At 44.8% G+C, this 21630-nt stretch carries 19 protein-coding genes and 1 tRNA gene; 10 read left to right on the top strand and 10 right to left on the bottom strand.

From position 1 onward, the window contains the following. Positions 1-41: 41 nt before the first annotated feature. The 3 genes from surE (at position 42) to HMPREF3034_RS07370 (ending at position 2939) form a co-directional block, all read left to right on the top strand. Positions 42-806, top strand: a complete 765-nt coding sequence (surE, locus tag HMPREF3034_RS07380) for a 5'/3'-nucleotidase SurE (protein ID WP_036898897.1) — start codon at positions 42-44, stop codon at positions 804-806. 220 nt (positions 807-1026) lie between these two features. Next, positions 1027-2181, top strand: a complete 1155-nt coding sequence (lpxB, locus tag HMPREF3034_RS07375; protein ID WP_036898901.1) for a lipid-A-disaccharide synthase — start codon at positions 1027-1029, stop codon at positions 2179-2181. A 5-nt stretch (positions 2182-2186) separates the two neighbouring features. Continuing rightward, positions 2187-2939, top strand: coding sequence for an MBL fold metallo-hydrolase (locus tag HMPREF3034_RS07370; protein WP_036898904.1), 753 nt, complete (start codon positions 2187-2189; stop codon positions 2937-2939). Between the two features lie 159 nt (positions 2940-3098). Here the strand turns inward: HMPREF3034_RS07370 and HMPREF3034_RS12840 are convergent, their stop codons facing one another. Further along, a complete protein-coding gene (locus HMPREF3034_RS12840) occupies positions 3099-3329 on the bottom strand; it encodes a hypothetical protein (protein WP_197421740.1) in 231 nt (76 codons plus the stop codon). A gap of 117 nt (positions 3330-3446) precedes the next feature. On the opposite strand from HMPREF3034_RS12840, the gene HMPREF3034_RS07365 reads away from it, so the two are divergent. Then, positions 3447-5801, top strand: a complete 2355-nt coding sequence (locus HMPREF3034_RS07365) for a TonB-dependent receptor (protein WP_062434443.1) — start codon at positions 3447-3449, stop codon at positions 5799-5801. Positions 5802-5881: 80 nt separating this feature from the next. On the opposite strand, the gene HMPREF3034_RS07360 is transcribed toward HMPREF3034_RS07365, so the two are convergent. Genes HMPREF3034_RS07360 through rsfS form a run of 4 tightly spaced genes read right to left on the bottom strand, consistent with a single transcriptional unit; the run spans position 5882 to position 10191 of the window. Continuing rightward, positions 5882-6835, bottom strand: coding sequence for a glycoside hydrolase family 5 protein (locus HMPREF3034_RS07360; RefSeq protein WP_062434440.1), 954 nt, complete (start codon positions 6833-6835; stop codon positions 5882-5884). An 18-nt stretch (positions 6836-6853) separates the two neighbouring features. Next, positions 6854-7723: a phosphatidate cytidylyltransferase gene (locus HMPREF3034_RS07355; RefSeq protein WP_036898914.1), complete on the bottom strand. Its 870-nt coding sequence runs from the start codon at positions 7721-7723 to the stop codon at positions 6854-6856. Between the two features lie 17 nt (positions 7724-7740). Further along, positions 7741-9780 carry an ATP-dependent zinc metalloprotease FtsH gene (gene ftsH / locus HMPREF3034_RS07350; RefSeq protein ID WP_036898917.1) on the bottom strand — a complete coding sequence of 680 codons (2040 nt, stop codon included), beginning with the start codon at positions 9778-9780 and terminating at the stop codon, positions 7741-7743. Between the two features lie 51 nt (positions 9781-9831). After that, on the bottom strand, positions 9832-10191 hold the full coding sequence (gene rsfS, locus HMPREF3034_RS07345) for a ribosome silencing factor (RefSeq protein ID WP_036898920.1): 360 nt from the start codon (positions 10189-10191) through the stop codon (positions 9832-9834). Between the two features lie 269 nt (positions 10192-10460). On the opposite strand from rsfS, the gene HMPREF3034_RS07340 reads away from it, so the two are divergent. The 5 genes from HMPREF3034_RS07340 (at position 10461) to rplT (ending at position 15660) form a co-directional block, all read left to right on the top strand. Next, the gene (locus tag HMPREF3034_RS07340; RefSeq protein ID WP_062434437.1) at positions 10461-11732 is read left to right on the top strand and encodes a suppressor of fused domain protein; all 1272 of its coding nucleotides are present in this window, start codon (positions 10461-10463) and stop codon (positions 11730-11732) included. A gap of 433 nt (positions 11733-12165) precedes the next feature. Continuing rightward, complete coding sequence (thrS, locus tag HMPREF3034_RS07335) at positions 12166-14130, top strand: threonine--tRNA ligase (RefSeq protein ID WP_062434434.1); 1965 nt, start codon at positions 12166-12168, stop codon at positions 14128-14130. A gap of 182 nt (positions 14131-14312) precedes the next feature. Continuing rightward, a complete protein-coding gene (gene infC, locus HMPREF3034_RS07330) occupies positions 14313-14993 on the top strand; it encodes a translation initiation factor IF-3 (RefSeq protein ID WP_062434431.1) in 681 nt (226 codons plus the stop codon). Between the two features lie 83 nt (positions 14994-15076). Continuing rightward, positions 15077-15274 carry a 50S ribosomal protein L35 gene (gene rpmI / locus HMPREF3034_RS07325; RefSeq protein WP_036898929.1) on the top strand — a complete coding sequence of 66 codons (198 nt, stop codon included), beginning with the start codon at positions 15077-15079 and terminating at the stop codon, positions 15272-15274. A 41-nt stretch (positions 15275-15315) separates the two neighbouring features. Continuing rightward, positions 15316-15660 carry a 50S ribosomal protein L20 gene (rplT, locus tag HMPREF3034_RS07320; RefSeq protein ID WP_036898932.1) on the top strand — a complete coding sequence of 115 codons (345 nt, stop codon included), beginning with the start codon at positions 15316-15318 and terminating at the stop codon, positions 15658-15660. Positions 15661-15875: 215 nt separating this feature from the next. Here the strand turns inward: rplT and HMPREF3034_RS07315 are convergent. The 5 genes from HMPREF3034_RS07315 to sppA all read right to left on the bottom strand — a co-directional run bounded on the left by HMPREF3034_RS07315 (position 15876) and on the right by sppA (position 20782). Then, positions 15876-15948 (bottom strand) — tRNA-Phe (locus HMPREF3034_RS07315). Between the two features lie 102 nt (positions 15949-16050). After that, positions 16051-17127 carry a thiamine-phosphate kinase gene (gene thiL, locus HMPREF3034_RS07310; RefSeq protein ID WP_036898935.1) on the bottom strand — a complete coding sequence of 359 codons (1077 nt, stop codon included), beginning with the start codon at positions 17125-17127 and terminating at the stop codon, positions 16051-16053. Positions 17128-17141: 14 nt separating this feature from the next. Continuing rightward, the gene (locus HMPREF3034_RS07305) at positions 17142-17954 is read right to left on the bottom strand and encodes a purine-nucleoside phosphorylase (RefSeq protein WP_082721729.1); all 813 of its coding nucleotides are present in this window, start codon (positions 17952-17954) and stop codon (positions 17142-17144) included. Further along, positions 17839-19014, bottom strand: coding sequence for a tetraacyldisaccharide 4'-kinase (gene lpxK, locus HMPREF3034_RS07300; protein ID WP_062434428.1), 1176 nt, complete (start codon positions 19012-19014; stop codon positions 17839-17841). Before lpxK ends, HMPREF3034_RS07305 begins: the two co-directional genes overlap by 116 nt. A gap of 4 nt (positions 19015-19018) precedes the next feature. Continuing rightward, the gene (sppA, locus tag HMPREF3034_RS07295; RefSeq protein ID WP_062434425.1) at positions 19019-20782 is read right to left on the bottom strand and encodes a signal peptide peptidase SppA; all 1764 of its coding nucleotides are present in this window, start codon (positions 20780-20782) and stop codon (positions 19019-19021) included. 107 nt (positions 20783-20889) lie between these two features. On the opposite strand from sppA, the gene HMPREF3034_RS07290 reads away from it, so the two are divergent. Continuing rightward, positions 20890-21615: an SDR family NAD(P)-dependent oxidoreductase gene (locus HMPREF3034_RS07290; RefSeq protein WP_062434422.1), complete on the top strand. Its 726-nt coding sequence runs from the start codon at positions 20890-20892 to the stop codon at positions 21613-21615. Positions 21616-21630: the final 15 nt, after the last annotated feature.

Here is a 21630-nt window from a genome sequence, read left to right as displayed (position 1 = left end):
TTTGCTACTTTTGTAGAGAATTCAACATTATTATAAGATAAATGAAGAAACCCTTTATATTAATTTCAAACGATGATGGTTATCATGCCAATGGTATCAAGAGTTTAGTAGCGATGGTTAGTGACTTTGCCGATGTCTTGGTGGTTGCTCCTGAATCAGGACGTTCTGGTTTTTCGGGTGCTTTCTCGGTCACGACTCCGCTACGTTTGAAGCCACGTCACAATATGCCGAATACTGAAGTATGGTCGTGTAATGGTACACCGGTGGATTGTGTGAAGCTAGCTCTCGACCAGCTTTGCCAAGATCGCCGTCCTGACCTCATCTTGAGTGGCATCAATCATGGTGACAATTCGTCGGTCAACACGCATTATTCCGGTACTATGGGAGCTGCCATGGAGGGGTGTATGAAGTATATTCCGTCTATAGCCTTCTCTAGTTGCGACTACGATGTGAATGCCGATTTGACTCCATTGACACCGTATGTACAACGCATTGTACAAAAGGTATTGTCCGAGGGACTTCCCAAAGGCATCTGTCTGAATGTGAACTTCCCCGCAGGTAATACTTTTAATGGTATTAAAGCATGCCGTATGGCTTATGGTCGCTGGATTAATGAGGTGGTCAAAGAGCGGCATCCGCGTGATTTCGATTACTTCTGGATGGTGGGAGAGTACCACTGTGACGAGCCAGAAGCTGCAGATACCGACTATTGGGCATTGGCTCATAACTATGTAGCTATTACTCCTACGCAGATGGATGTCACTGCTCATGAGTTTGTGAAAGAAGTGAATAACTGGGAGTTGTAGGAGAAGTAAGGAGTTAGAACTGGAGTTAATGGGAGATAAGAAGGAAGTTAACAGGAGTTATAAGGGAGATACGGGAGTTAATGGACAAATGTTTTATAGCTTATAAATTATGGACTATTATCTGATAACTTCCGTTAACTTCTGCCTAACTTCCATTTACTCCAATTCTATCTCCCATTAACTTCCTTCTTAACTTCCCAAACTCCTTTAAAAAGAAAATATGAAATACTATCTCATTGTAGGCGAAGCCAGCGGCGATTTGCATGCTTCTCATCTCATGAAATCGCTACAAAACATAGACCCGGAGGCGCAATTCCGCTTCTTCGGGGGCGAGTTGATGTCGGCAGTGGGTGGAATGCGTGTCAAGCATTATCGTGAATTGGCTTATATGGGGTTCATTCCGGTGTTGCTCCATCTACGTACCATCTTCCGGAATATGGCTTTCTGTAAGCAGGATATTGTTCAGTGGAAACCTGATGTGGTTATCTTGGTGGATTATCCGGGCTTCAATCTCAATATAGCCAAGTTTCTTCATGCCCATACCGATATACCTGTTTATTACTATATCTCACCGAAAATATGGGCTTGGAAGGAGTGGCGAATCAAGTCTATACGCCGGGATGTAGACGAACTGTTCTCTATTTTGCCCTTTGAGATTCCGTTCTTTGAGCAAAAGCATCATTATCCCATCCATTATGTGGGCAATCCTACGGCCGATGAGGTACGTCTGTTCTTAACAGATTATCACGAGACAAAAGTCGAATTTTGCGCTCGTCATCATTTGGAAGAGAGTAAACCTATCATCGCTTTGCTTGCCGGCAGTCGTAAACAAGAGATAAAAGACAACTTACCGGCCATGATAGAGGCTTCTCGTCCTTTGGCCGAAGCGTATGGATACCAACTTGTTTTGGCCGGCGCTCCGTCTATAGACGATGATTATTATGTGCAGTATGTGAGTGGTTGCGACGTTCACATGGTCAAGAATGAGACCTTTGCGCTGTTGGCTCATGCCTCTGCGGCCCTTGTTACCAGTGGTACTGCCACGCTCGAAACAGCTCTTTTCCGTGTGCCGCAAGTGGTTTGCTACGAGACACCGGTGCCTCGTCTCATTCGTTTTGCGTTCAATCACATCATCAAGGTACCGTTCATAAGTTTGGTCAACTTGATAGCCGATAGAGAAGTGGTTCCCGAATTGTTGGCCGATAGATTCTCTGTGGCAAATATCAAGAGCCACTTGGAACCCCTTCTTGCTGATAGCAAAGACCGTAGTCTGATGCTAGAAGGTTACGAAGAAGTACACCGTAAGCTTGGCGATACGGTGGCTCCGGACAATGCTGCACGCATCATGGTCGACTTATTAAGCAAGAAAGGGTAGGGCGTATGCGTTGGTTCGTTGGTTTGCTGATAGTTCTCCTAGTATCGTGCAATGCACGTGAAGAAGCTAAATTGCGTGATACCTATTACACACGCAAGGGTGAGAAGGTAGTTATCACGCCCATTAAGCATGCCAGCATTCAGATTAATTTCCGTGGTTTGGAGTACGAGGTAGACCCCGTGAGCAGTTACTCACGCCCCATTATCGACTATACCGATAAGCCTAAAGCTGATTTTATCATCGTCACCAATGAACATTTAGACCACTTCGATCCCTATGCCATTGCCCTTCTGACCAAGAATACGACCAACATTCTGTTGCCTTTGCGCTGTATGAACAAACTTGCTAAGACCACAATTTATTCTCATTGTGTGCTGATGCGTAATGGTTTCAAGGCAGAGTTGGACGACGATGTGACAGTTTTTGCCCTTGCGGCTTACAATATCACGAAAGATAAGCGTCGTCATGCGCCCAAAGGCGTGGCCAATGGTTATATCCTCGACCTTGACGGATTCCGTATTTATATTGCCGGTGATACGGAGTTGACGCCCGAAATGCGTGGTGTGAAGGATATAGACATTGCCTTTTTGCCATGCGATTATACGCAGGCGCTCGATTTAAAGCAGTTCCGTGAGGCAGCTCGGATGATTCGTCCGAAGGTACTTTATCCCTATCATTATGGGGCAACCGATACCACCGCTATCCGGAAAGCTGCGAGCGGACTCGGCATTGATGTTCGTATGAGAGCATTTAGGTAGTATGCCAAAGGTGCCGGAAGGTACTTTGTTTTTATGCATTTAGACTGAAAAACGGAGACACATAAGTGGTTGTGAGCATTTGGCACAACTTCCACTAACTTCTAAACTCCTACCTTCCCATTTTTAACTCGCCTACTTGTCTGCTCATTTACTTATTAATTAACTTTCAAACTCTTTACCCTCAACATCCTGCAAAGGCTCCGCAACATTGCTGCCTCGATGTTTCAGCAATGCTGCGAAGCCGAGACAGCAAAACTGCCAAGCCTTTGCAGTCTGGTAGTTGACAAGTAGGCGAGTAAGTAAATAGGTTTGTGTGTGGTTAGAAGTTGGGGATACGACTTCGTAAAGTGAATAAGATTGAGGACGAAAAGCGACGGGGCGGTCGGTCATGATAAATCATGATGGGGCAGAATGCCTAGTTTTAAGTATTGCAGAGCAGGACCTATAGGAGTAACTTTGCAGCAAGTTACCCCTATAATTCATTTTAACTCAAAATAAAACTAAAGTATGATAGGAAAATTACGCTTATTTTTATGTATGGCATTGATGGGATTCTTATTGCCCATGAATGCCGAAACAGACACTCCACCGAGTAAAACCGAAGCCAATGTATATGGACATGTAGTCGATAGGAAGACCGGTGAACACTTGCCTTATGCCCATGTGGTGGTGAAAGGAACTACCTTAGAGACGGCTACCGATGCCACAGGACATTACTTTTTGAAGAACCTGCCACTCAGACTCTGTCAAATAGAAGTGACGATGGTGGGCTATCGGACGGCTGTGATGGAAGTGACGACAAAGAAGAATGTTTCTTCCGAACTTAATTTCTCGCTCGAAGAAGATGCTATTTCGCTCGACGAGGTGGTGACAACTGCCAACCGTACGCAGACATTACGGCGCGAAGCACCTAACTTGGTAAATGTCATTGACTCGAAAATCTTTAAGACTACCAATGCCATGTGTATGGCTCAAGGACTGAATTTCCAGCCCGGTGTACGCACGGAAGACAACTGTCAGAACTGTGGATTCTCACAAGTGCGTATCAACGGGTTAGATGGTCACTACTCACAGATACTTATCGACTCGCGGCCTACGTTCTCTTCGCTCAACGGTGTGTATGGGCTTGAACAGATACCGGCTTCTATGATTGAACGTGTAGAGGTGGTAAGAGGTGGCGGTTCTGCTCTGTATGGGGCATCGGCTATAGGTGGTACGATCAATATTATTACACGTGAGCCATTGAGAAACTCCGCTGAAGTGGCTCATACATTGACTTCTATTAATGGGAAGAGTGGACGTATAGAAAACAATACCACGGCTAATCTCTCCATTGTATCGGAAGATGGCAAGACTGGGTTGTCTGCTTACACGCAATACCACTATCGTCCGGGCTACGATCATGATGGTGACGGATATACCGAACTACCCAATCTGCGTAATGAGACGCTCGGTTTGAATGCTTTTTATAAACTCAATGCCTATTCCAAGTTGCGTTTGCAACTGCACCATATAGGTGAGTTCCGACGTGGTGGCAATCATTTGGAGCGTGCACCGCATGAGTCGAACATCACCGAACAGTTAGACCACAACGTGAATGGTGGTAATTTGAGCTATGATTTCATCTCGCGTAGTGCTGCCGACCGTGTGAAAGCATATTTCTCTTTCGGCACCACGCAGCGTAAAAGTTACTATGGCGGTATTGCAGAGGGTACCCCCGACGATGTGGAAACGGCTCTGAAAGCCTACGGACGTACGCGTGATTTCACCTATGTGTTGGGTGGTCAATATGTCCATTCGTTCGCTAAGCTGGGCTTTATGCCTGCTCATCTCACCTTAGGAGGGGAGTATCATTACGATGGATTAAAGGATGAGATCAATGGCTATAATCATTTGTTGGAGCAAAAGGTACGTATCTATAGCGGTTATGTGCAAAACGAATGGCGCAATGAGGCTTGGACATTACTTGTAGGCGGTCGACTTGATAAGCATTCCATGATTCGTCATGCCATCTTTAGTCCGCGTGTCAATGTGCGATATAATCCTTCGCAGGCTGTCAGTCTGCGTATAGGGTATGCCGGAGGATTCCGTGCGCCACAGGCATTTGATGAAGATTTGCATGTAGGCTATGCCGGTGGTGAACGTGTGATGACACAGTTGGCGGCTAATCTCAAGGAGGAACGCTCGCATAGTTTCAGTCTTTCGGCCGACCTATACCACAATTTCGGCAATGTGCAGACCAACTTCTTGGTGGAAGGATTCTATACAATGCTGCGTGATGTGTTTGCTTTGCGCAATCTGGAAAAGAAGGATAGTGAAGGAAACAGTTTGCAGGAACGCTACAATGGTAGTGGTGCTAAGGTATTTGGACTAAACTTTGAAGGGAAAGTGGCCATGAGTCGGTGGTTTGATTTTCAAGCAGGTTTGACCTTACAACGTAGCCTTTACGACGAATTGACAGAGTGGGACGAGGCTGCTCCCAAGGTAAAGAAGATGTTGCGCACGCCCTCTACCTACGGGTATTTCACGGCATCGCTCCATCCTGTACGCCGATTGACGCTCTCGTTGTCGGGTAATTACACCGGGACAATGTTGGTTGGTCATGCCGCCCATACTTTGGAGAATGGCAAAAAAGTAGCTGCTGAAGCGGTACAGACACCAACTTTCTTTACTCTGAACACCAAAGTGGCATACGAATGGCCGCTTACTGTTTATATGAAGATGGAAGTGAATGCCGGCATTCAGAATATTACGAACGATTATCAACGCGATTTCGACCGTGGATGGGGACGTGATTCGGGATATATCTATGGTCCGGGACAACCACGTTGCTTCTTCGCAGGTGTGAAATTCTCTTATTAGAAGCGCGGTATATACGGTAGTAGTATCAAAAAAGCGTGCTCTCTCGGTGTGAGGGAGCACGCTTTTTTAATAGTTGTACGTTATCGATTATATTGCCTAATAAACTTTCTGACAAGTTTATCCGACTCGTTTAGGTCGGTATCTTTCCATTTTCCGGTAGACGAAGCACTAGGAAGTAGCATTGAACAAGTTTCTTTCTTATCAGAGATAGACCAGTTGACCCAACTTATTTTCTTGCTTTCCATCAGGTCAATCCACTTCTGCCATTCAGCCATATTGAGTGGCCCGTCGCCCGATGCTTCCATTCCTGCACATTCAGAAACGAAGATAGGCAGGCCGGTATTGAGAGCATCGACCATTCGTTGGCGCAAATATTCCTTGTGAGTTGCGGCATAGAAGTGGAGTGTGTACATCACATTGCTGACTCCCTGTAGTGGACTGGCAGCCACAAGGTGAATATCTTGATCCCAATGGGGGCATCCCATCAAGATAATATTGTCCGGGTCGTGCTGTCGAATAGCGCGGATGATGGTTTGGGCGTATTCTTTTAAGTTTTCCCAAGAGTCTTCCACAGGTTCGTTATACAGTTCGTAGATGATGTTGGGATGCTTTCCATACTTCTGCGCCATCTTACTGAAGAAGTCAACGGCGGCTTGTGTGTGCATCGTATGAGCGTGCCAGTCGATGATAACGTAGATGTTGTTCTTGATAGCTCCTTCTATAATGGGCGTCATACACTTCATGGCCAGCTCCGGATTGTCTAGATAGTTGTTGTCAATCTGGATGCCCATAGCTGCTCGTACCACCGAGACATTCCAGTCTTTGACCAACCATTTCAAGCTTTTTTCGTTGTAGAAGCGTGGCCAAAGATTGTGCCAACCGTAACTGACGCCTCTTAATGAGATGGGTTCACCGGCTTGATTGCATAGTTGTGACCCCTTGACTTGCAACTGTCCCCAGCGTTTGACGGGCGGCGCGGCATGGATATGACATGCCAAAAACACGCCTATGAAGGCGAGTAAGATTCTTTTCATGGTTTGAATGAGTTTGTTTTAAAGTAGTGTTAGTGTATATAAGTAGACGACAGCAGCAGGGATTGCCATGAGCGAAGAGTCGAAACGGTCGAGCATTCCACCGTGTCCCGGCAAAATATTGCCACTGTCTTTAATGCCAAGTGTGCGCTTGAAGAGGCTTTCAACAAGGTCGCCCCATGTACCGAAGAACACGACAACGAGTCCTAATCCCATCCATCCGGCAATACCAAGGGTATGAGGTGTATCGCCTTGGTTGGCATAATAGCCGATGATAGCAGCCACTATCAGCACCAAGATACCACCGCCTATGCTACCTTCCCAGCTTTTGGCAGGGCTTATTCGTGGGAAGAGTTTATGCTTACCCAGCAGCGAACCGGAGCAATAAGCGCCTGTGTCGTTGGTCCATAGGAATATGAATACGGAGAGAGGAAGCAGCATGTCGTAGGCAATAGCGTTTCCGTCAGCAGCTGTAGACTCGAAAGCCAGAATGTTAATCATGGAGAATGGTAACGCTATGTACATCTGTCCGAGCATGGTATAGGCCCAGTCGTTGATGGGGTCTTTCGTCTTGAGGTACATATTGCTGATGAATAAGTAGATAATCGTCAGCAGATAGGGTACGAAGACGATAAAGTTGGTGACGATACCTGTGCGATAACCGGCTACAGCTAAGAAGAAGTAGACGCCGGCAACGGTCGATATAAATCGATTCACTTGTACGTTTTTACGTGCATTGACGAGTCCGGTGTACTCCCAAAGGGTCAATCCGGTAATCAAAGCAAATAGAAATACCATGGCACGAGGGGTGAAAAAGCACACCACCATGATAACGACAAATAGCACGCCCGTTATCGAGCGTACTATTAGATTCTTCATTTTGTCAGACATAGTTGTTATTTTTAGTCTTAACTTTCTTTTTCTTCGACTAGCTTCTGCTGGTGTTCAGCCTCTGCTTGCTTTACTTCTTCGGGCATATCTTCGAGCTTTGGAGCATTCGCTTCGTTCTCGTTGATAATCTCCTGCGAGCGACTTACCCACGGACGTTTGCCGAAAATCTCTTCCACATCTTCCACGTAGATAACCTCACGCTTGACAAGTAGGTCGGCCAACTGGTTATGACCATCTTTATGTTCGGTCAATATCTGCTTGGCACGAGCGTATTGTTCGTTAATCATCTTCAGCACTTCATCGTCGATAATCTTTGCCGTCGTATCTGAGTAAGGGCGTTGGAACTGATATTCTTGGTTATTATAATAGCATATATTGGGCAATCGGTCGCTCATACCGGCATAGGCTATCATGCCATACGAGCTTTTGGTGGCCCGTTCCAAATCGTTCATTGCACCCGTAGAGATATGTCCGGTGAAGAGTTCTTCGGCAGCTCGGCCACCCAACAAGGCACACATCTCATCGAGCATCTGCTCTTTGGTTGTGATTTGGCGCTCTTCCGGCAGATACCAAGCGGCTCCCAAAGCCTGTCCACGTGGCACGATGCTCACCTTAACAAGTGGATTGGCATGCTCGCAGAACCATGAAACGGTGGCATGTCCAGCCTCATGTAGGGCGATGGAACGCTTCTCTGCAGCTGTCATAACTTTGGTTTTCTTCTCCAAACCACCAATGATACGGTCTACAGCGTCTAAGAAATCCTGTTTTCCTACATAAGTATTATTGTGTCGGGCAGCTATCAATGCAGCCTCGTTACATACGTTTGCGATGTCGGCACCTGAAAAACCGGGAGTCTGACGAGACAAGAAATCGATGTCAACAGTCTTATCTGTCTTGATAGGACGAAGATGAACTTGGAATATTTCGCGTCGTTCTTGTAAGTCGGGTAGGTCTACATTGATCTGTCTATCGAAACGACCGGCACGCAGTAGAGCCTTGTCGAGCATGTCGGCACGGTTGGTTGCGGCCAATACAATGACTCCGCTATTGGTTCCGAATCCGTCCATCTCGGTCAGAAGAGCGTTGAGTGTGTTTTCGCGTTCGTCGTTTCCACCCATTGATGGATTCTTGCTACGGGCACGACCTACAGCATCTATTTCGTCGATAAAGATGATGCAAGGAGCTTTTTCTTTAGCTTGATGGAACACATCGCGCACTCTGCTGGCTCCTACACCCACAAACATTTCAACGAAATCCGAGCCACTCATCGAGAAGAAAGGAACACCGGCTTCGCCTGCAACAGCCTTAGCCAACAGCGTCTTTCCTGTTCCCGGAGGTCCAACGAGCAATGCTCCCTTAGGTATTTTACCACCTAATTCGGTGTATTTAGCCGGGTTTTTCAAGAATTCTACAATCTCTTGAACCTCTTGTTTGGCTCCGGCTTGTCCGGCAACATCCTTGAATGTGATGCCTAGGTCATTGCCTTTTTCGTACATTTTAGCCTTGCTCTTGCCCACGCTGAACACATTTCCGCCGGCAGCACCGCCACCGCCCATGCGTCGCATGATTAAGAACCACAAACCAAAGAAGAGAGCTATGGGCACAAGGGTGCTGAAGAGCATGTTGAGAAGCCCATTGCTTTTCTCGTTCTCGTAGCTGAAATCTACGAATTTACCTTGCTTTTGCTCGTAAGTTAAGAACTCTTCCAGTTTATCGGTTGAGCCAAATTCTACGTCGACAGAGGGCTTGGCGCCTGTCTGCTGAGCGCTCATTTGGAAAACGTCGCGTATGTTTTTTGACTTTACATACATCTTTAGAGTCTTCTTGTCGGTGTTGATGACGATGTTACTAGCGTAACCTTTGATGACGTATTCCTTGAATTTGGCATAAGTTGCCTTTTGTGTTGCCCCGCTATTGCTAGCTATCGAGTTCCCACCTCCGCTAAGAAGGAAGAGAGCTACGGCAAAGATAATCAGCCCATAGAGCCAATTCATGTTGAATCGGGGCATCTTTGGGTCGTTATTGTTGTTGCCGTTAGGCGAAGTTCTATTGTTCATAATGAATTGATTTGATGAATGGAAACTCTAATATCAAATATCGTGCCAGTCTTAATCGAGGTTAGGAATGTTGGTCAGTTTGGCATCTTGCCACAGATTCTCAAGATCGTAGAACTGTCGAGCTTCTGGTAAGAACACGTGTACCAGTACATCTACGTAGTCCATGGCAACCCATTGGTCGGTTCCCAACCCCACCACATTGACGGGTTTCTCGCCCAAATCGATGCGTGCCATGTCGCCGATGGATTCGGTTATGGCCTCAATCTGTGCAGGAGAATTACCTTGGCAGATAATGAAATATTTGGTTATAGCACCGTCGATACCCTTTAAATCGACGATAGTGATGTTCTCTCCTTTTTTTTCTTGTATACCCTTGGTGATTGTCTCTACCAGTTTTGTTGTTTCTTCCATTAATTAATATTGTATAAAGCTTTTGTTTTGGCAAAGTTAGTGCTAATGAGGGGCATGTGAACTTGTTCGCAAATGGCCGACTATAGCCTAACTTATGCAAAGTTAGCAGAACTAAACAGAATGACAAAATAAAAGAACTTTTTTTTCAATTTATACTGTTATTGGTAGTGTAATAGGGGGTGTTAAACATATAAAAAAGTAATGTTGTTATTTTTTTTTACCTGTTTTATGCTATCTTTGTGAGCGCAATCTAATTTAAATATTGGCCTATGTATTATAACGCTAAGAAACTTTTGCGCGATGAAACGATTGACACGACGCAGTGTCGAGATGCTTGTTACAATCATCCAGCTACCTTGAAAGACTATCTTTTAGCACTCATAGTGGAAGATTTTTGTAATAAAATAGGGCAGAATTTATTTTTATTGTTCCTCTTTGGTTTGCTAGCCATGGGACAAGGTTATGTTCATATCCTCGTCTTATTCATTTGCTGGTTAGGCATTAAAGTCTATGTGCTCGCGAAACATGTGCAGATATACAAAGGAGCTACGTACAAACTTCCTGATGGTATAAACGGTATCAGCGTGGATGGTGAGAGGATTAATTGTCTATCGGGACGTGCAGACAGAATAGTTATTCGTTACTTGCGTTATCGGTGGGATCATATCAAATGCGTGCGAACCTTTCAAAATATGGTGATAGTAACTCAAAAGCACCATGTTCCATCGCTGGTTCTTAGCATGGATGAAGTGGATGAAGATGTGAAAAACGTGTTGGCGCTATGGAAAAGAGCCTTGGTGGAAGGTCCTAGCCTTCTTTCTTACACTTACCAACAAGATGAAATGGAAGCACTGGATAGGTCGCTAGACAGAATGTTCTTGGCCGACGAAAGTGATATGACAGATGAGGAAAAGGAAGAGAATGCATTCGTTTATCATGAGATAGTGTCTGATGACATTCATTTAGACATTATGGTGTACCGGCCAACCGAGTATCGCCCGTATTATAAGTTGTGTACGTCGGGGCTTGGTGCATATCGTATGCCTTTGTCGGAGGAAGAAAAAGACGACGGACAGCCCGAACGCGCGGAACTCATGATGTATCTTCCGGCCGACTGGAAATTGATGCTTAGCGAGGAAGATGAAGCTGTGTTTCAAGACGAGAACAACTATTGGCCGATACGATTGCTCAAAGATTTTGCACGTATGCCGCTGCAAGATGGTTGTTGGATAGGCTATGGGCATAGCATGTCGAATGAAGATGGTCGGCCTTTGGCGCCGAATACGACTTTCTCGGCAGCCGTATTGTGTATGCCACCAGAAGAATTCTGTGTCACCAATTTGCCTACCGGCAAGAGTGTTGTACACTATCTGGTGGTTCCAATTACAGCCGAAGAGTTGCAATTTAAATTTGATAACGAATATAAGGCGGATGGATTGTTAGAGAAGATAGGTCTGTGGAATGAACAGTTTGAGACGAAAGAGGGAGTAAATGAGTTCTTACAAACTTATCTGAAACGCATGCGGGAGAAAGGCGTGTGATTTGTAGTGAGGACTTTTGGAAATGTTTGGGTGAATTGTATTCGCCCAAACGAGCGAGTAGAAGTCTTTGTACTGGCTTTGTAAAAGGTCGTATGTACACCGTCTCCTATGGTTTTGTGTGCTGATAATTAGTATCGTTTGTTTGGGAGACGGAAAATTTTCCGTCTCTACTGTCGCTCTCTTCTCATTCTGAACTCATCATTTCTCACTCATAATTTGTCTACTTGTCACCTCGTTAACTTGTCAACTGTCCCACTGCAAAGGCTTGGCAACATCGCTGCCTCGACTATGCAAGAATACTGAAAAGGTGATGCAGCATTGCTGGAAAGCCCCTGCAGTGAGCCGTCGGACACATGAAAAAAGGATAAAAATTATTCCGTTACAAAATAAAATGCTATTTTTGCAAGGATTAAAACGAAAATGCTAATTTGTTATGGTAAAAATCACATTCCCCGATGGCACTGTACGTGAGTACGAACAGGGTGTCACCGGTTATCAAATCGCAGAGAGTATTTCGCCTGCTCTCGCCCGTGACGTTGTATCTTGCGGGGTTAATGGCGAAACAGTAGAATTGAATCGTCCTATCAATGAGGACGCTACCATTGCCCTCTATAAGTTTGAGGACGAAGAAGGCAAGCACACATTTTGGCATACCTCTGCCCATTTGTTGGCGGAAGCATTGCAGGAACTCTATCCCGGTATACAATTTGGTTTTGGTCCTGCCATCGAAAACGGATTCTTCTATGACGTGATGCCGAAGGAAGGCGACGTCATTAGTGAGTCTGATTTCCCCAAGATTGAAGCGAAGATGAAGGAACTGGCTAAGCAAGACGAGGCTGTAGTTCGCAAAGATATATCAAAGGCTGACGCTCTGAAAGAATTCAAGGCCGATGGACAGGAGTATAAATGCGAGCACATAGACCTAGACTTGAAAGACGGTACCATCTCTACTTATACTCAAGGTAAGTTTACCGACCTCTGTCGTGGCCCGCACTTGATGTCTACGGGGGCTATCAAGGCTATCAAGATTACGAGTGTTGCCGGCGCATTTTGGCGTGGTGACGCCAAGCGCGAGCAGATGACACGTATCTATGGTATCACATTCCCGAAGAAGAAGATGCTCGACGAGTATCTGGCAATGATAGAGGAGGCCAAGAAGCGCGACCATCGTAAGATAGGAAAGGAGATGGAACTCTTCATGTTCTCGGAACGTGTAGGCAAAGGTTTGCCTATTTGGTTGCCGAAGGGAACGGAACTTCGCTTGCGTTTGCAGGATATGTTGCGCAAGATTCAGAAGCGTTTCGGCTATCAAGAGGTTATTACTCCGCATATTGGTTCAAAGAATTTGTATGTGACTTCAGGTCACTATGCACACTATGGCAAGGATAGTTTCCAGCCTATCCATACGCCGGAAGAGGACGAGGAATACATGTTGAAACCCATGAACTGTCCTCACCACTGCGAAGTATTCGCTTGGAAGCCACGTTCATACAAAGACCTACCGCTGCGTATAGCAGAGTTTGGTACCGTATATCGCTATGAGAAGAGCGGCGAGTTGCACGGTCTGACACGTGTACGTTCGTTCACTCAGGACGATGCCCATATTTTCTGTCGTCCCGACCAAGTGAAGAGCGAGTTCTTACGTGTAATGGATATTATCCAGACGGTATTCAAGATATTCAACTTTGACAACTTTGAAGCCCAGATTTCTCTGCGCGATCCTAACGACCACGAGAAGTATATCGGTTCTACCAAGGTGTGGGAAGAGAGCGAGAACGCTATCAAGGAAGCTTGCGAGGAGAAAGGGTTGAATGCCAAGATAGAATATGGTGAGGCTGCATTCTATGGTCCTAAGCTTGACTTTATGGTGAAAGATGCCATCGGTCGTCGCTGGCAGTTGGGTACAATTCAGGTAGACTACAATTTGCCGGAGCGTTTCAAGTTGGAGTATACCGACGATGACAACACCAAGAAGACTCCTGTGATGATTCACCGTGCGCCATTTGGCAGTTTGGAACGCTTCTCTGCTGTGCTCATCGAGCATACTGCTGGTCATTTCCCATTGTGGTTGACACCCGATCAGGTGGCTATCCTTCCTATCTCTGAAAAGTATAATGATTACGCCAAGAAGGTGGCTAAATACCTTGACGGACAGGGTGTGCGTGCTACGATTGACGACCGTAACGAGAAGATAGGCCGCAAGATTCGTGACAACGAGTTGAAACGCGTGCCTTATATGGTCATCGTGGGCGAGCAAGAAGCTGCCGAAGGTCTTGTTTCTATGCGTAAGCAGGGTGGTGGCGAGCAGGCTACCATGACGATGGAAGCGTTTGCCGACCGTATCAATGCAGAAGTTGCCGAGATGTTGAAGGCTACAGAAATCCATCCACAAGATTGATTGAATAAATAAATATTAAGGTGGAGATGAACATTTTTTAAGCATGAAAGTGTTCATCTCTATTCTTTATTATATATAGATGGCTTGCTGATGTTAAAATAAGCGTGGAAAAATTTTGCTAGTCAAGTGAAAACTCGTAACTTTGCAGCCGTTTAGCAAAAACTGTCACATAAAATAGTTGAATGAAGAATGACAAAATGAAAAACCAGTATCGCGTAAATGAACAGATACGCGTACGTGAAGTCCGCATCGTAGGTGAAAGCGGATCAGAGGTGATTCCTACACGAAAGGCGTTGGATATGGCTCGTCAACAAGGGGTAGATCTTGTTGAAATCTCACCAAATGCCCAGCCACCGGTTTGTCGTATCATTGACTATTCGAAGTTCCTTTACCAGCAAAAGAAGCATCAAAAGGAGATGAAGCAGAAGCAGGTGAAGGTAGAAGTGAAAGAAATTCGCTTCGGACCGCAGACAGATGAGCACGACTACCAGTTTAAACTGAAACACGCTCAGGAGTTTCTCAATGAAGGTAACAAGGTGCGTGCGTATGTTTTCTTCCGTGGCCGTTCTATTTTGTTCAAAGAACAAGGTGAGGTGTTGTTGCTACGTTTTGCCAATGACTTGGAAGAGTATGGTAAAGTAGAACAGATGCCTAAGTTAGAGGGGAAGAAGATGTTCCTCTATCTTGCTCCGAAGAAAGCCGCTGTTGTAAAGAAAAGTCAGCAGAAGATGGATCGCGAAAAGCGTGAAGCAGAAGCTAAGGCTGCCGCTAAGGAAGAGCAGGCTGCACTGGCAGAGAAGAACGGATTGTTCGCCAATGCTAAGAATGGCGAGGATGTGCTGAGCAAACTCAAGGGAGAGTAAATCTCTCATAGAAAGAGAAAAAGTGCGTAACGCCGGGTATATGCGTTGCCACTCTATATAAATAACAATTAAACAACAAAAAAATGCCAAAAGTTAAGACAAACTCCGGTGCAAAGAAGAGATTCTCTTTCACTGGTACAGGTAAGATTAAGAGACATCATGCTTACCACAGTCACATTCTGACTAAGAAGACAAAGAAGCAAAAGAGAAATCTTGTTCATCAGACATTGGTGGATGGAACAAACTTGAAGCAGGTTCGTGACTTGCTGTGTCTCCGTTAATTATTACTTTTTAGTCGAACTTTTTAAATTAGCAGAAAACTATGCCAAGGTCAGTAAATCACGTTGCTTCTAAAGCAAAGAGAACTAAAATTCTGAAGCTCACAAAAGGTTACTATGGAGCTAGAAAGAATGTTTGGACGGTAGCAAAGAATACATGGGAAAAAGGTCTTACCTATGCTTATCGCGATCGTCGTAATAAAAAGCGCAACTTCCGCTCATTGTGGATTCAGCGTATCAACGCAGCTGCTCGCTTACAGGATATGAGCTACTCTACATTGATGGGTGCTCTACACAAGGCCGGTATCGAGATTAACCGTAAGGTTCTTGCCGATCTCGCTGTCAACAACCCTGAAGCATTCAAGGCTATCGTTGATAAAGTGAAGTAAGGTATATCCTCTACAAACACGATATGAAAAGTGTGTCAGATGTTCTGATACACTTTTTTGTTGCTAGTTAGTTTATAGAATGTAGCTGAATTGTGTGTTTGTTGTGGATATGAGTGAGGATAGGGTGAAAAGAAAAGTGTCATCAACTCTTTAAGAGTGATGACACTGATTATAAGTTTACCTATTACGCATTCTTAAAAAGAATTTGCTAGAAGTGGTGCCACCAGGAATCGAACCGGGGACACAAGGATTTTCAGTCCTTTGCTCTACCAACTGAGCTATGGCACCATAGTCATTTAAAAGGTGTTGCAAAGGTATATATAAAAGCTGTAAATATCGAATGACCGCGATAGTTTCCCTTGGTGGTTAATAAAAATTAACTATATAAGGTTATTTACCGGACTTAGCCATTGGATTCCAACCTTGTGCTAAAAGTTCAAACTCGTTTCCATCTCTACTGATGAGCTGCTTACCAAGTTCTTCTTTTGTGATGTGTCCGATGAGCCGCACGCCTTCAATGTTTTCTATTTTGGCATGGTCGCCAATGGGAACTGTGAAGAGTAGCTCGTAGTCTTCGCCACCATTGAGAGCACAGGTGGTAACATTCAGGTTGAATTCTTCTGCCATGACGGCTGTTTGATAGTCGATAGGGATGTTCTTTTCGTATATGCGGCATCCACAATGGCTCTGCTTACAGATGTGTAGGAGCTCACTGCTGAGTCCATCGGAGATGTCCATCATGGCTGTAGGATGGATATTTGCCTCGCGTAATTTTTGTATCATATCTCCACGAGCTTCCGGTTCCAGTTGGCGTTGGAGCAGGTATTCCTTGCCGGCAAAGTCGGGTTGGAAGTTACGAAGTTGTTCCAGTGCATGCTGGTCGTTCTTCTTTTGAGCTTCTTCTACTTGTTGGTAATAGACCGATTTCTCGCGTTCGAGCAACTGTAAACCCATATATGCGGCTCCGAGGTCGCCCGTTACACATACGAGGTCGGTATCCTTGGCTCCATTACGGTACACAATATCCTCTTTTGCTGCTTCACCGATACACGTGATACTGATAGCCAGTCCGGTATAAGACGAGGTCGTATCGCCACCTACAATGTCGATATTCCACTTGTCGCAAGCCATACGTAGTCCACTATAAAAGGCTTCCATATCCTCAACTTTGAAGCGTTTGCTGAGCGCTATGTTGACAATCATCTGCCTTGGTGTACCATTCATGGCGAAAATATCGCTGATATTCACCATTGCCGACTTATATCCGAGGTGTTGAAGGTCGATATATGTGAGGTCGAAATGTACCCCTTCCATCAGCATATCGCTTGTTACGAGCACCTCTTTGTCAGGATAATGAAGTACGGTGCAGTCGTCTCCCACACCATACTTTGTCGATTCGTTCTTGATTTGGATGTCTTTTGTGAGTCGTTCGATGAGTCCGAACTCTCCCAATTCAGATATTTCCATATATTAATATCGTCTTATTCTGTTCTTTTAATCATCTCGCGCATAATCTCGGTCATCAATGGTTGAGCACGATTAGCAGCTTCCTGCACTTCTTCGTGAGAAACTTCTACAGCCTGACCTTCCAATCCTAGATCAGTGATGATGCTGATTCCGAATGTGCGGATGCCACAGTGGTGAGCCACGATAACCTCTGGTACGGTGCTCATACCTACAGCGTCGGCTCCCATACGATGGTACATTCTGTATTCAGCGGGGGTCTCGAAGGTCGGACCTTGTACTCCCATGTACACACCATGCATCACTCTGATGCCCTTTTCTTCTGCGATTTTGTCGGCCAAAGCAATAAGGTTCTTGTCGTATGGTTCGTGCATATCGGGGAAACGAGGACCTGTCGGGAAGTTCTTTCCGCGTAGTGGATGCTCCGGGAAGAAGTTGATATGGTCGTCGATAATCATCAAATCACCGATTTTAAAGTCGGGATTCATACCTCCGGAAGCGTTGCTTACGAAGAGAGTTTTAATTCCCAGCTCGTACATGACGCGCTCTGGAAACGTTACTTCCTTCATGTCATAACCCTCATAGTAATGGAATCGTCCCTCCATCGCCATGATGTCTTTACCTCCAAGTTTACCAAATATCAGCTTACCTGCATGTCCTTCGACCGTAGAAACGGGGAAATTAGGAATTTCACTGTATGGAAATTCATAACTATCAGTTATCTCTGAAGCTAATAGTCCGAGTCCTGTTCCGAGTATGATTGCCGTTTTTGGACTTGTTGTCATCCTTTCCTTTAACCAGAATGCTGTTTCTTGAATTCTTTCGTACATAGTCAATGATTTTTTTATTGAATTGCTCTTCGTCGTCGAGCATGAATTTTATTTGGATGGGAAGTGCATAGATATGACTCCGTACAGGTTCGCTGAATCCATCTAAGATGCTCAGTCGGGCGGCATCTTTCTCTGTTGTGAGGATGATGCGAGGCTCTGGTAGGGCCATGAATGTTCTTTCTATCTCTTCAATATCGCGTGCTGTGAAGCGGTGATGATCCGGAAAACTCATCGGTGTGAGCGTTTTGACGCTGGCCGTAAGGTCTTGTTCCATTTGCTGTGGAGAGGCAATGCCGGTCAAGAGTAGCGTGTTATAATTCTTCAAGTCTTCTTTTTCAATTTCCTTGTCAATGAATACAGCCTTTGGGTCTGCATATTCTATGGTGGAGAAGAAAAGACTCTGATAAGGATATAAGTCCATTGCCTTGGTCAATACACGAAATTCCATCGGGTTCAAATCCTTTGGACATTTGGTGATAATAACGATATCAGCACGATTTTTTCCGGAATGTGGTTCACGAAGTCTTCCTGCCGGTAGCAGTTTATCGTAAATAATAATGCGATGATAGTCGACTAAAAGAATGTTGATGCCGGGTTTTACATAGCGATGCTGGAATGCATCGTCTAGCACAATGACGTCGGTATCGTTGGTAGCTGCATCTGTTGTGAGCCTATCAATGCCTCTACAGCGCTTCCCATCTACCGCAATATAAATATTAGGATATTTCTTTTTCATTTGGAAAGGTTCGTCGCCAATTTGCTCCATAGCCGTATTTTCATCGGCAAGCAGGTATCCTCGTGATTTGCGCTTGTATCCTCGTGACAGCACTGCGACTTTAACCTTATCTTCAAGTAGTCGAATCAGGTATTCCACGTGTGGAGTTTTACCCGAACCACCCACTGTAATATTTCCTACAGAGATAACAGGTATATCAAAAGCTTTACTTTTGAGCACACCCATTTCAAAGAGACAGTTTCTGAATCTGCCCCCTATGCCATAGAGCCAACTTAATGGTAATAGCCATTCATTGATTTTTATCAGATCTCCTTCTGTTCTCATTGCGTTATTGTATTCTTAATATGTAAGGCATGGCAGCTTGCAATCTGTCCCTATGTTGCATATCTTTGATAAGTTTGAAAGTCGTGTAGTATTCGCCAAATGTAGTTTCCAATTGTTTGTCAAGGAAACTGCTGTTATCCGGTATAGCCATAATGTTATCCAACCAGCTTTTGGCTTCAGGATAACTAGCGGTACCGTAGTTCTTCAACTTTGCCAGTTCGGCAGCCTTAGCTATGGCCTTATTCAAGCCTCCAAGTTCGTCTACGAGACCTATTTTGATAGCATCTGCGCCTAGATAAACATGACCTTGAGCTATGTTCTCCACTTGTTCCATAGACAACTTCCTGCCTTCAGCCACCCGTTTCTTGAACAGTTTGTATCCGTTCTCAATGGCTGTTTGCATGATATTGAACTGTTCACCGGTCAAGAAGTGACCACTAGCCCCAAATATGGAGTTACGATTGGTCTTCACCTCGTCGAATTTCAAGCCTAACTTCTTGGTCATCAGCTCTGATTGGTCGGGAAGTAGTCCGAAAATACCGATGCTACCGGTAATCGTTGTGGGATCGGCAACAATCCAATTGGCCGGACAACTCATGTAATATCCACCCGATGCGGCTGCACCACTCATCGAGATTACCACCGGTTTCTTCTTGCGTAACTCGGCTACTTGATGCCATAGTTGTTCCGATGCGTATGCATCTCCACCTCCGGAGTTGATTCTTATAACTACAGCTTTTATATCATCATCGTCAGCTAAATCCTGTAAATCGCGGCAAACATCTTTAGCTACAATCTCATGATTTTCACCAAACATACTTTGTGGCATCTTGTTGTTTACTATATTTCCGTATGCATAGTACACAGCGATATGCTTTTCGGCACTTTCACTTTTCTGTGCTACCAACTCTGATGGTGTGATGAGATTCAGTTCCTCGTCTTTATCTATACCGATAGCTTTCTTTACGACATCCTTGATTTGGTCGTTATAGTACAGTCCATCGACCATTTTGTAGCCAACCATCTTTGAAGTCTCCTCCATACCAATCAGTCTGTCGGCGTAAGCGTTAAGAGAATCCTTCGATATTTTACGACTGCCGGATACTGCATTTAATACTGTGTCCCACCATCCATGGATATATCGTTCTGTCTGTTCGCGATTTGGATCGGACATTTTGTCCTCAGTGAACATCTCCACGGCACTCTTGTATTTGCCCATTCTGAATGGAACGACCCTTACACCCACTTTAGCTAGCAAGTCTTTCACATATACCATCTCACCACCTATACCTTTCCAAGTAATCGAACCAATAGGATTCATGTATACCTTGTCGGCAGCTGTGGCCAAATAATAGTTCAATAGTGAATAGTTCTCACCGTAGGCTATTACTTTCTTTCCACTCTTTTTGAATTCCAAAAGCGCATCGCGTAACTCTTGCCTTTGTGCTATATCGGCAGTCAAGTTGCCTGATTCCAAATAGATACAGCTGATATTATCATTATGGGCAGCCTCGTTGATAGCTTCTATATAAGTTTTGAAACTGACCCCCGTATTTCCATAGAGTTGGTCACTCAATGTTGTTTCGTCTTGTTCAGACATGTTTCCGTCGAGTTTCAGCAACAGTACTGAGTTTGATTCTATCTTCTTGGTAGAGCTATTGGCTGTTATCATACCGATAGCACCGATGAAACAGAAGAACACTGTAATAAATCCGAAGATAAAAAGGCCTACAATTGTGGCAAGTACGTTTTTGAAAAAATCCTTCATATATAGCTTTTGGTTTCAGAGATGATATGATGCAAAGATACGTGTTTATTTTTATTTTATTTGCTAAAGAACTATATTTTAATCAAAAAGAATTAACTTTGTACTTCATGAAAAAGGCTGTTATCATGGGAGCTTCGTCGGGAATAGGGCGCGAAGTAGCCCTACTTCTTTGTCAAGCCGGTTGGCATATCGGCATTGCTGCACGACGTTTGGATGCTTTACACGATATTCAAGCGAAGTATCCTGCACAGGTTACTATCTCGCAGATAGATGTTACGACGATGGATGCGCCAATCTTGTTGACTCGCTTGGTCGAAGAGATGGGTGGGATAGACCTTTATGTTCATGTATCGGGTGTAGGAAAGCAGAATCCTATGCTTGAACAGTCTATAGAGACAGCCACGGTCGATACCAATGTCAGCGGTTTTACACGTTTGATTGATACCATGTTCCATCTCATGGAGCATCAGAGATATGGGCATATAGCTATTGTTTCGTCTATTGCTGGTACTAAAGGACTAGGTCCGGCTCCCTCTTATAGCGCCACCAAAGCCTATCAAGCCACCTATATTCAAGCTTTGGAGCAGTTGGCTCATAGCCGTCGATTACCGATTACATTTACCGACATTCGTCCGGGATTCGTAGATACCCCCTTGTTATCGGGCGGTCGTTATCCCATGTTGATGGATAAGGAGCGAGTGGCACGTGCTATAGTCCGCAACATATTGGCTCGTCGCCATATTGTAGTGATAGATTGGCGCTATGCTGTTCTCACTTTCTTCTGGCGATTGATACCCAATTTCATTTGGAGACGTATGAAATTGACTAGATAAAACATAGAACTAATT

This window comes from Prevotella sp. DNF00663 (assembly GCF_001553265.1).
Classification (GTDB): domain Bacteria; phylum Bacteroidota; class Bacteroidia; order Bacteroidales; family Bacteroidaceae; genus Prevotella.
The sequence above is the reverse complement of the archived record's forward strand: the minus strand, read 5'-3'. Positions and strand labels throughout refer to the sequence as shown.

Excerpts from the sequence above, each read along its gene's own strand:
- surE (WP_036898897.1), top strand. The coding sequence starts at position 42 with ATGAAGAAACCCTTTATATTAATTTCAAACGATGATGGTTATCATGCC.
- lpxB (WP_036898901.1), top strand. The coding sequence starts at position 1,027 with ATGAAATACTATCTCATTGTAGGCGAAGCCAGCGGCGATTTGCATGCT.
- HMPREF3034_RS07370 (WP_036898904.1), top strand. The coding sequence starts at position 2,187 with ATGCGTTGGTTCGTTGGTTTGCTGATAGTTCTCCTAGTATCGTGCAAT.
- HMPREF3034_RS12840 (WP_197421740.1), bottom strand. The coding sequence starts at position 3,329 with ATGACCGACCGCCCCGTCGCTTTTCGTCCTCAATCTTATTCACTTTAC.
- HMPREF3034_RS07365 (WP_062434443.1), top strand. The coding sequence starts at position 3,447 with ATGATAGGAAAATTACGCTTATTTTTATGTATGGCATTGATGGGATTC.
- HMPREF3034_RS07360 (WP_062434440.1), bottom strand. The coding sequence starts at position 6,835 with ATGAAAAGAATCTTACTCGCCTTCATAGGCGTGTTTTTGGCATGTCAT.
- HMPREF3034_RS07355 (WP_036898914.1), bottom strand. The coding sequence starts at position 7,723 with ATGTCTGACAAAATGAAGAATCTAATAGTACGCTCGATAACGGGCGTG.
- ftsH (WP_036898917.1), bottom strand. The coding sequence starts at position 9,780 with ATGAACAATAGAACTTCGCCTAACGGCAACAACAATAACGACCCAAAG.
- rsfS (WP_036898920.1), bottom strand. The coding sequence starts at position 10,191 with ATGGAAGAAACAACAAAACTGGTAGAGACAATCACCAAGGGTATACAA.
- HMPREF3034_RS07340 (WP_062434437.1), top strand. The coding sequence starts at position 10,461 with ATGTATTATAACGCTAAGAAACTTTTGCGCGATGAAACGATTGACACG.
- thrS (WP_062434434.1), top strand. The coding sequence starts at position 12,166 with ATGGTAAAAATCACATTCCCCGATGGCACTGTACGTGAGTACGAACAG.
- infC (WP_062434431.1), top strand. The coding sequence starts at position 14,313 with ATGAAGAATGACAAAATGAAAAACCAGTATCGCGTAAATGAACAGATA.
- rpmI (WP_036898929.1), top strand. The coding sequence starts at position 15,077 with ATGCCAAAAGTTAAGACAAACTCCGGTGCAAAGAAGAGATTCTCTTTC.
- rplT (WP_036898932.1), top strand. The coding sequence starts at position 15,316 with ATGCCAAGGTCAGTAAATCACGTTGCTTCTAAAGCAAAGAGAACTAAA.
- thiL (WP_036898935.1), bottom strand. The coding sequence starts at position 17,127 with ATGGAAATATCTGAATTGGGAGAGTTCGGACTCATCGAACGACTCACA.
- HMPREF3034_RS07305 (WP_082721729.1), bottom strand. The coding sequence starts at position 17,954 with ATGTACGAAAGAATTCAAGAAACAGCATTCTGGTTAAAGGAAAGGATG.
- lpxK (WP_062434428.1), bottom strand. The coding sequence starts at position 19,014 with ATGAGAACAGAAGGAGATCTGATAAAAATCAATGAATGGCTATTACCA.
- sppA (WP_062434425.1), bottom strand. The coding sequence starts at position 20,782 with ATGAAGGATTTTTTCAAAAACGTACTTGCCACAATTGTAGGCCTTTTT.
- HMPREF3034_RS07290 (WP_062434422.1), top strand. The coding sequence starts at position 20,890 with ATGAAAAAGGCTGTTATCATGGGAGCTTCGTCGGGAATAGGGCGCGAA.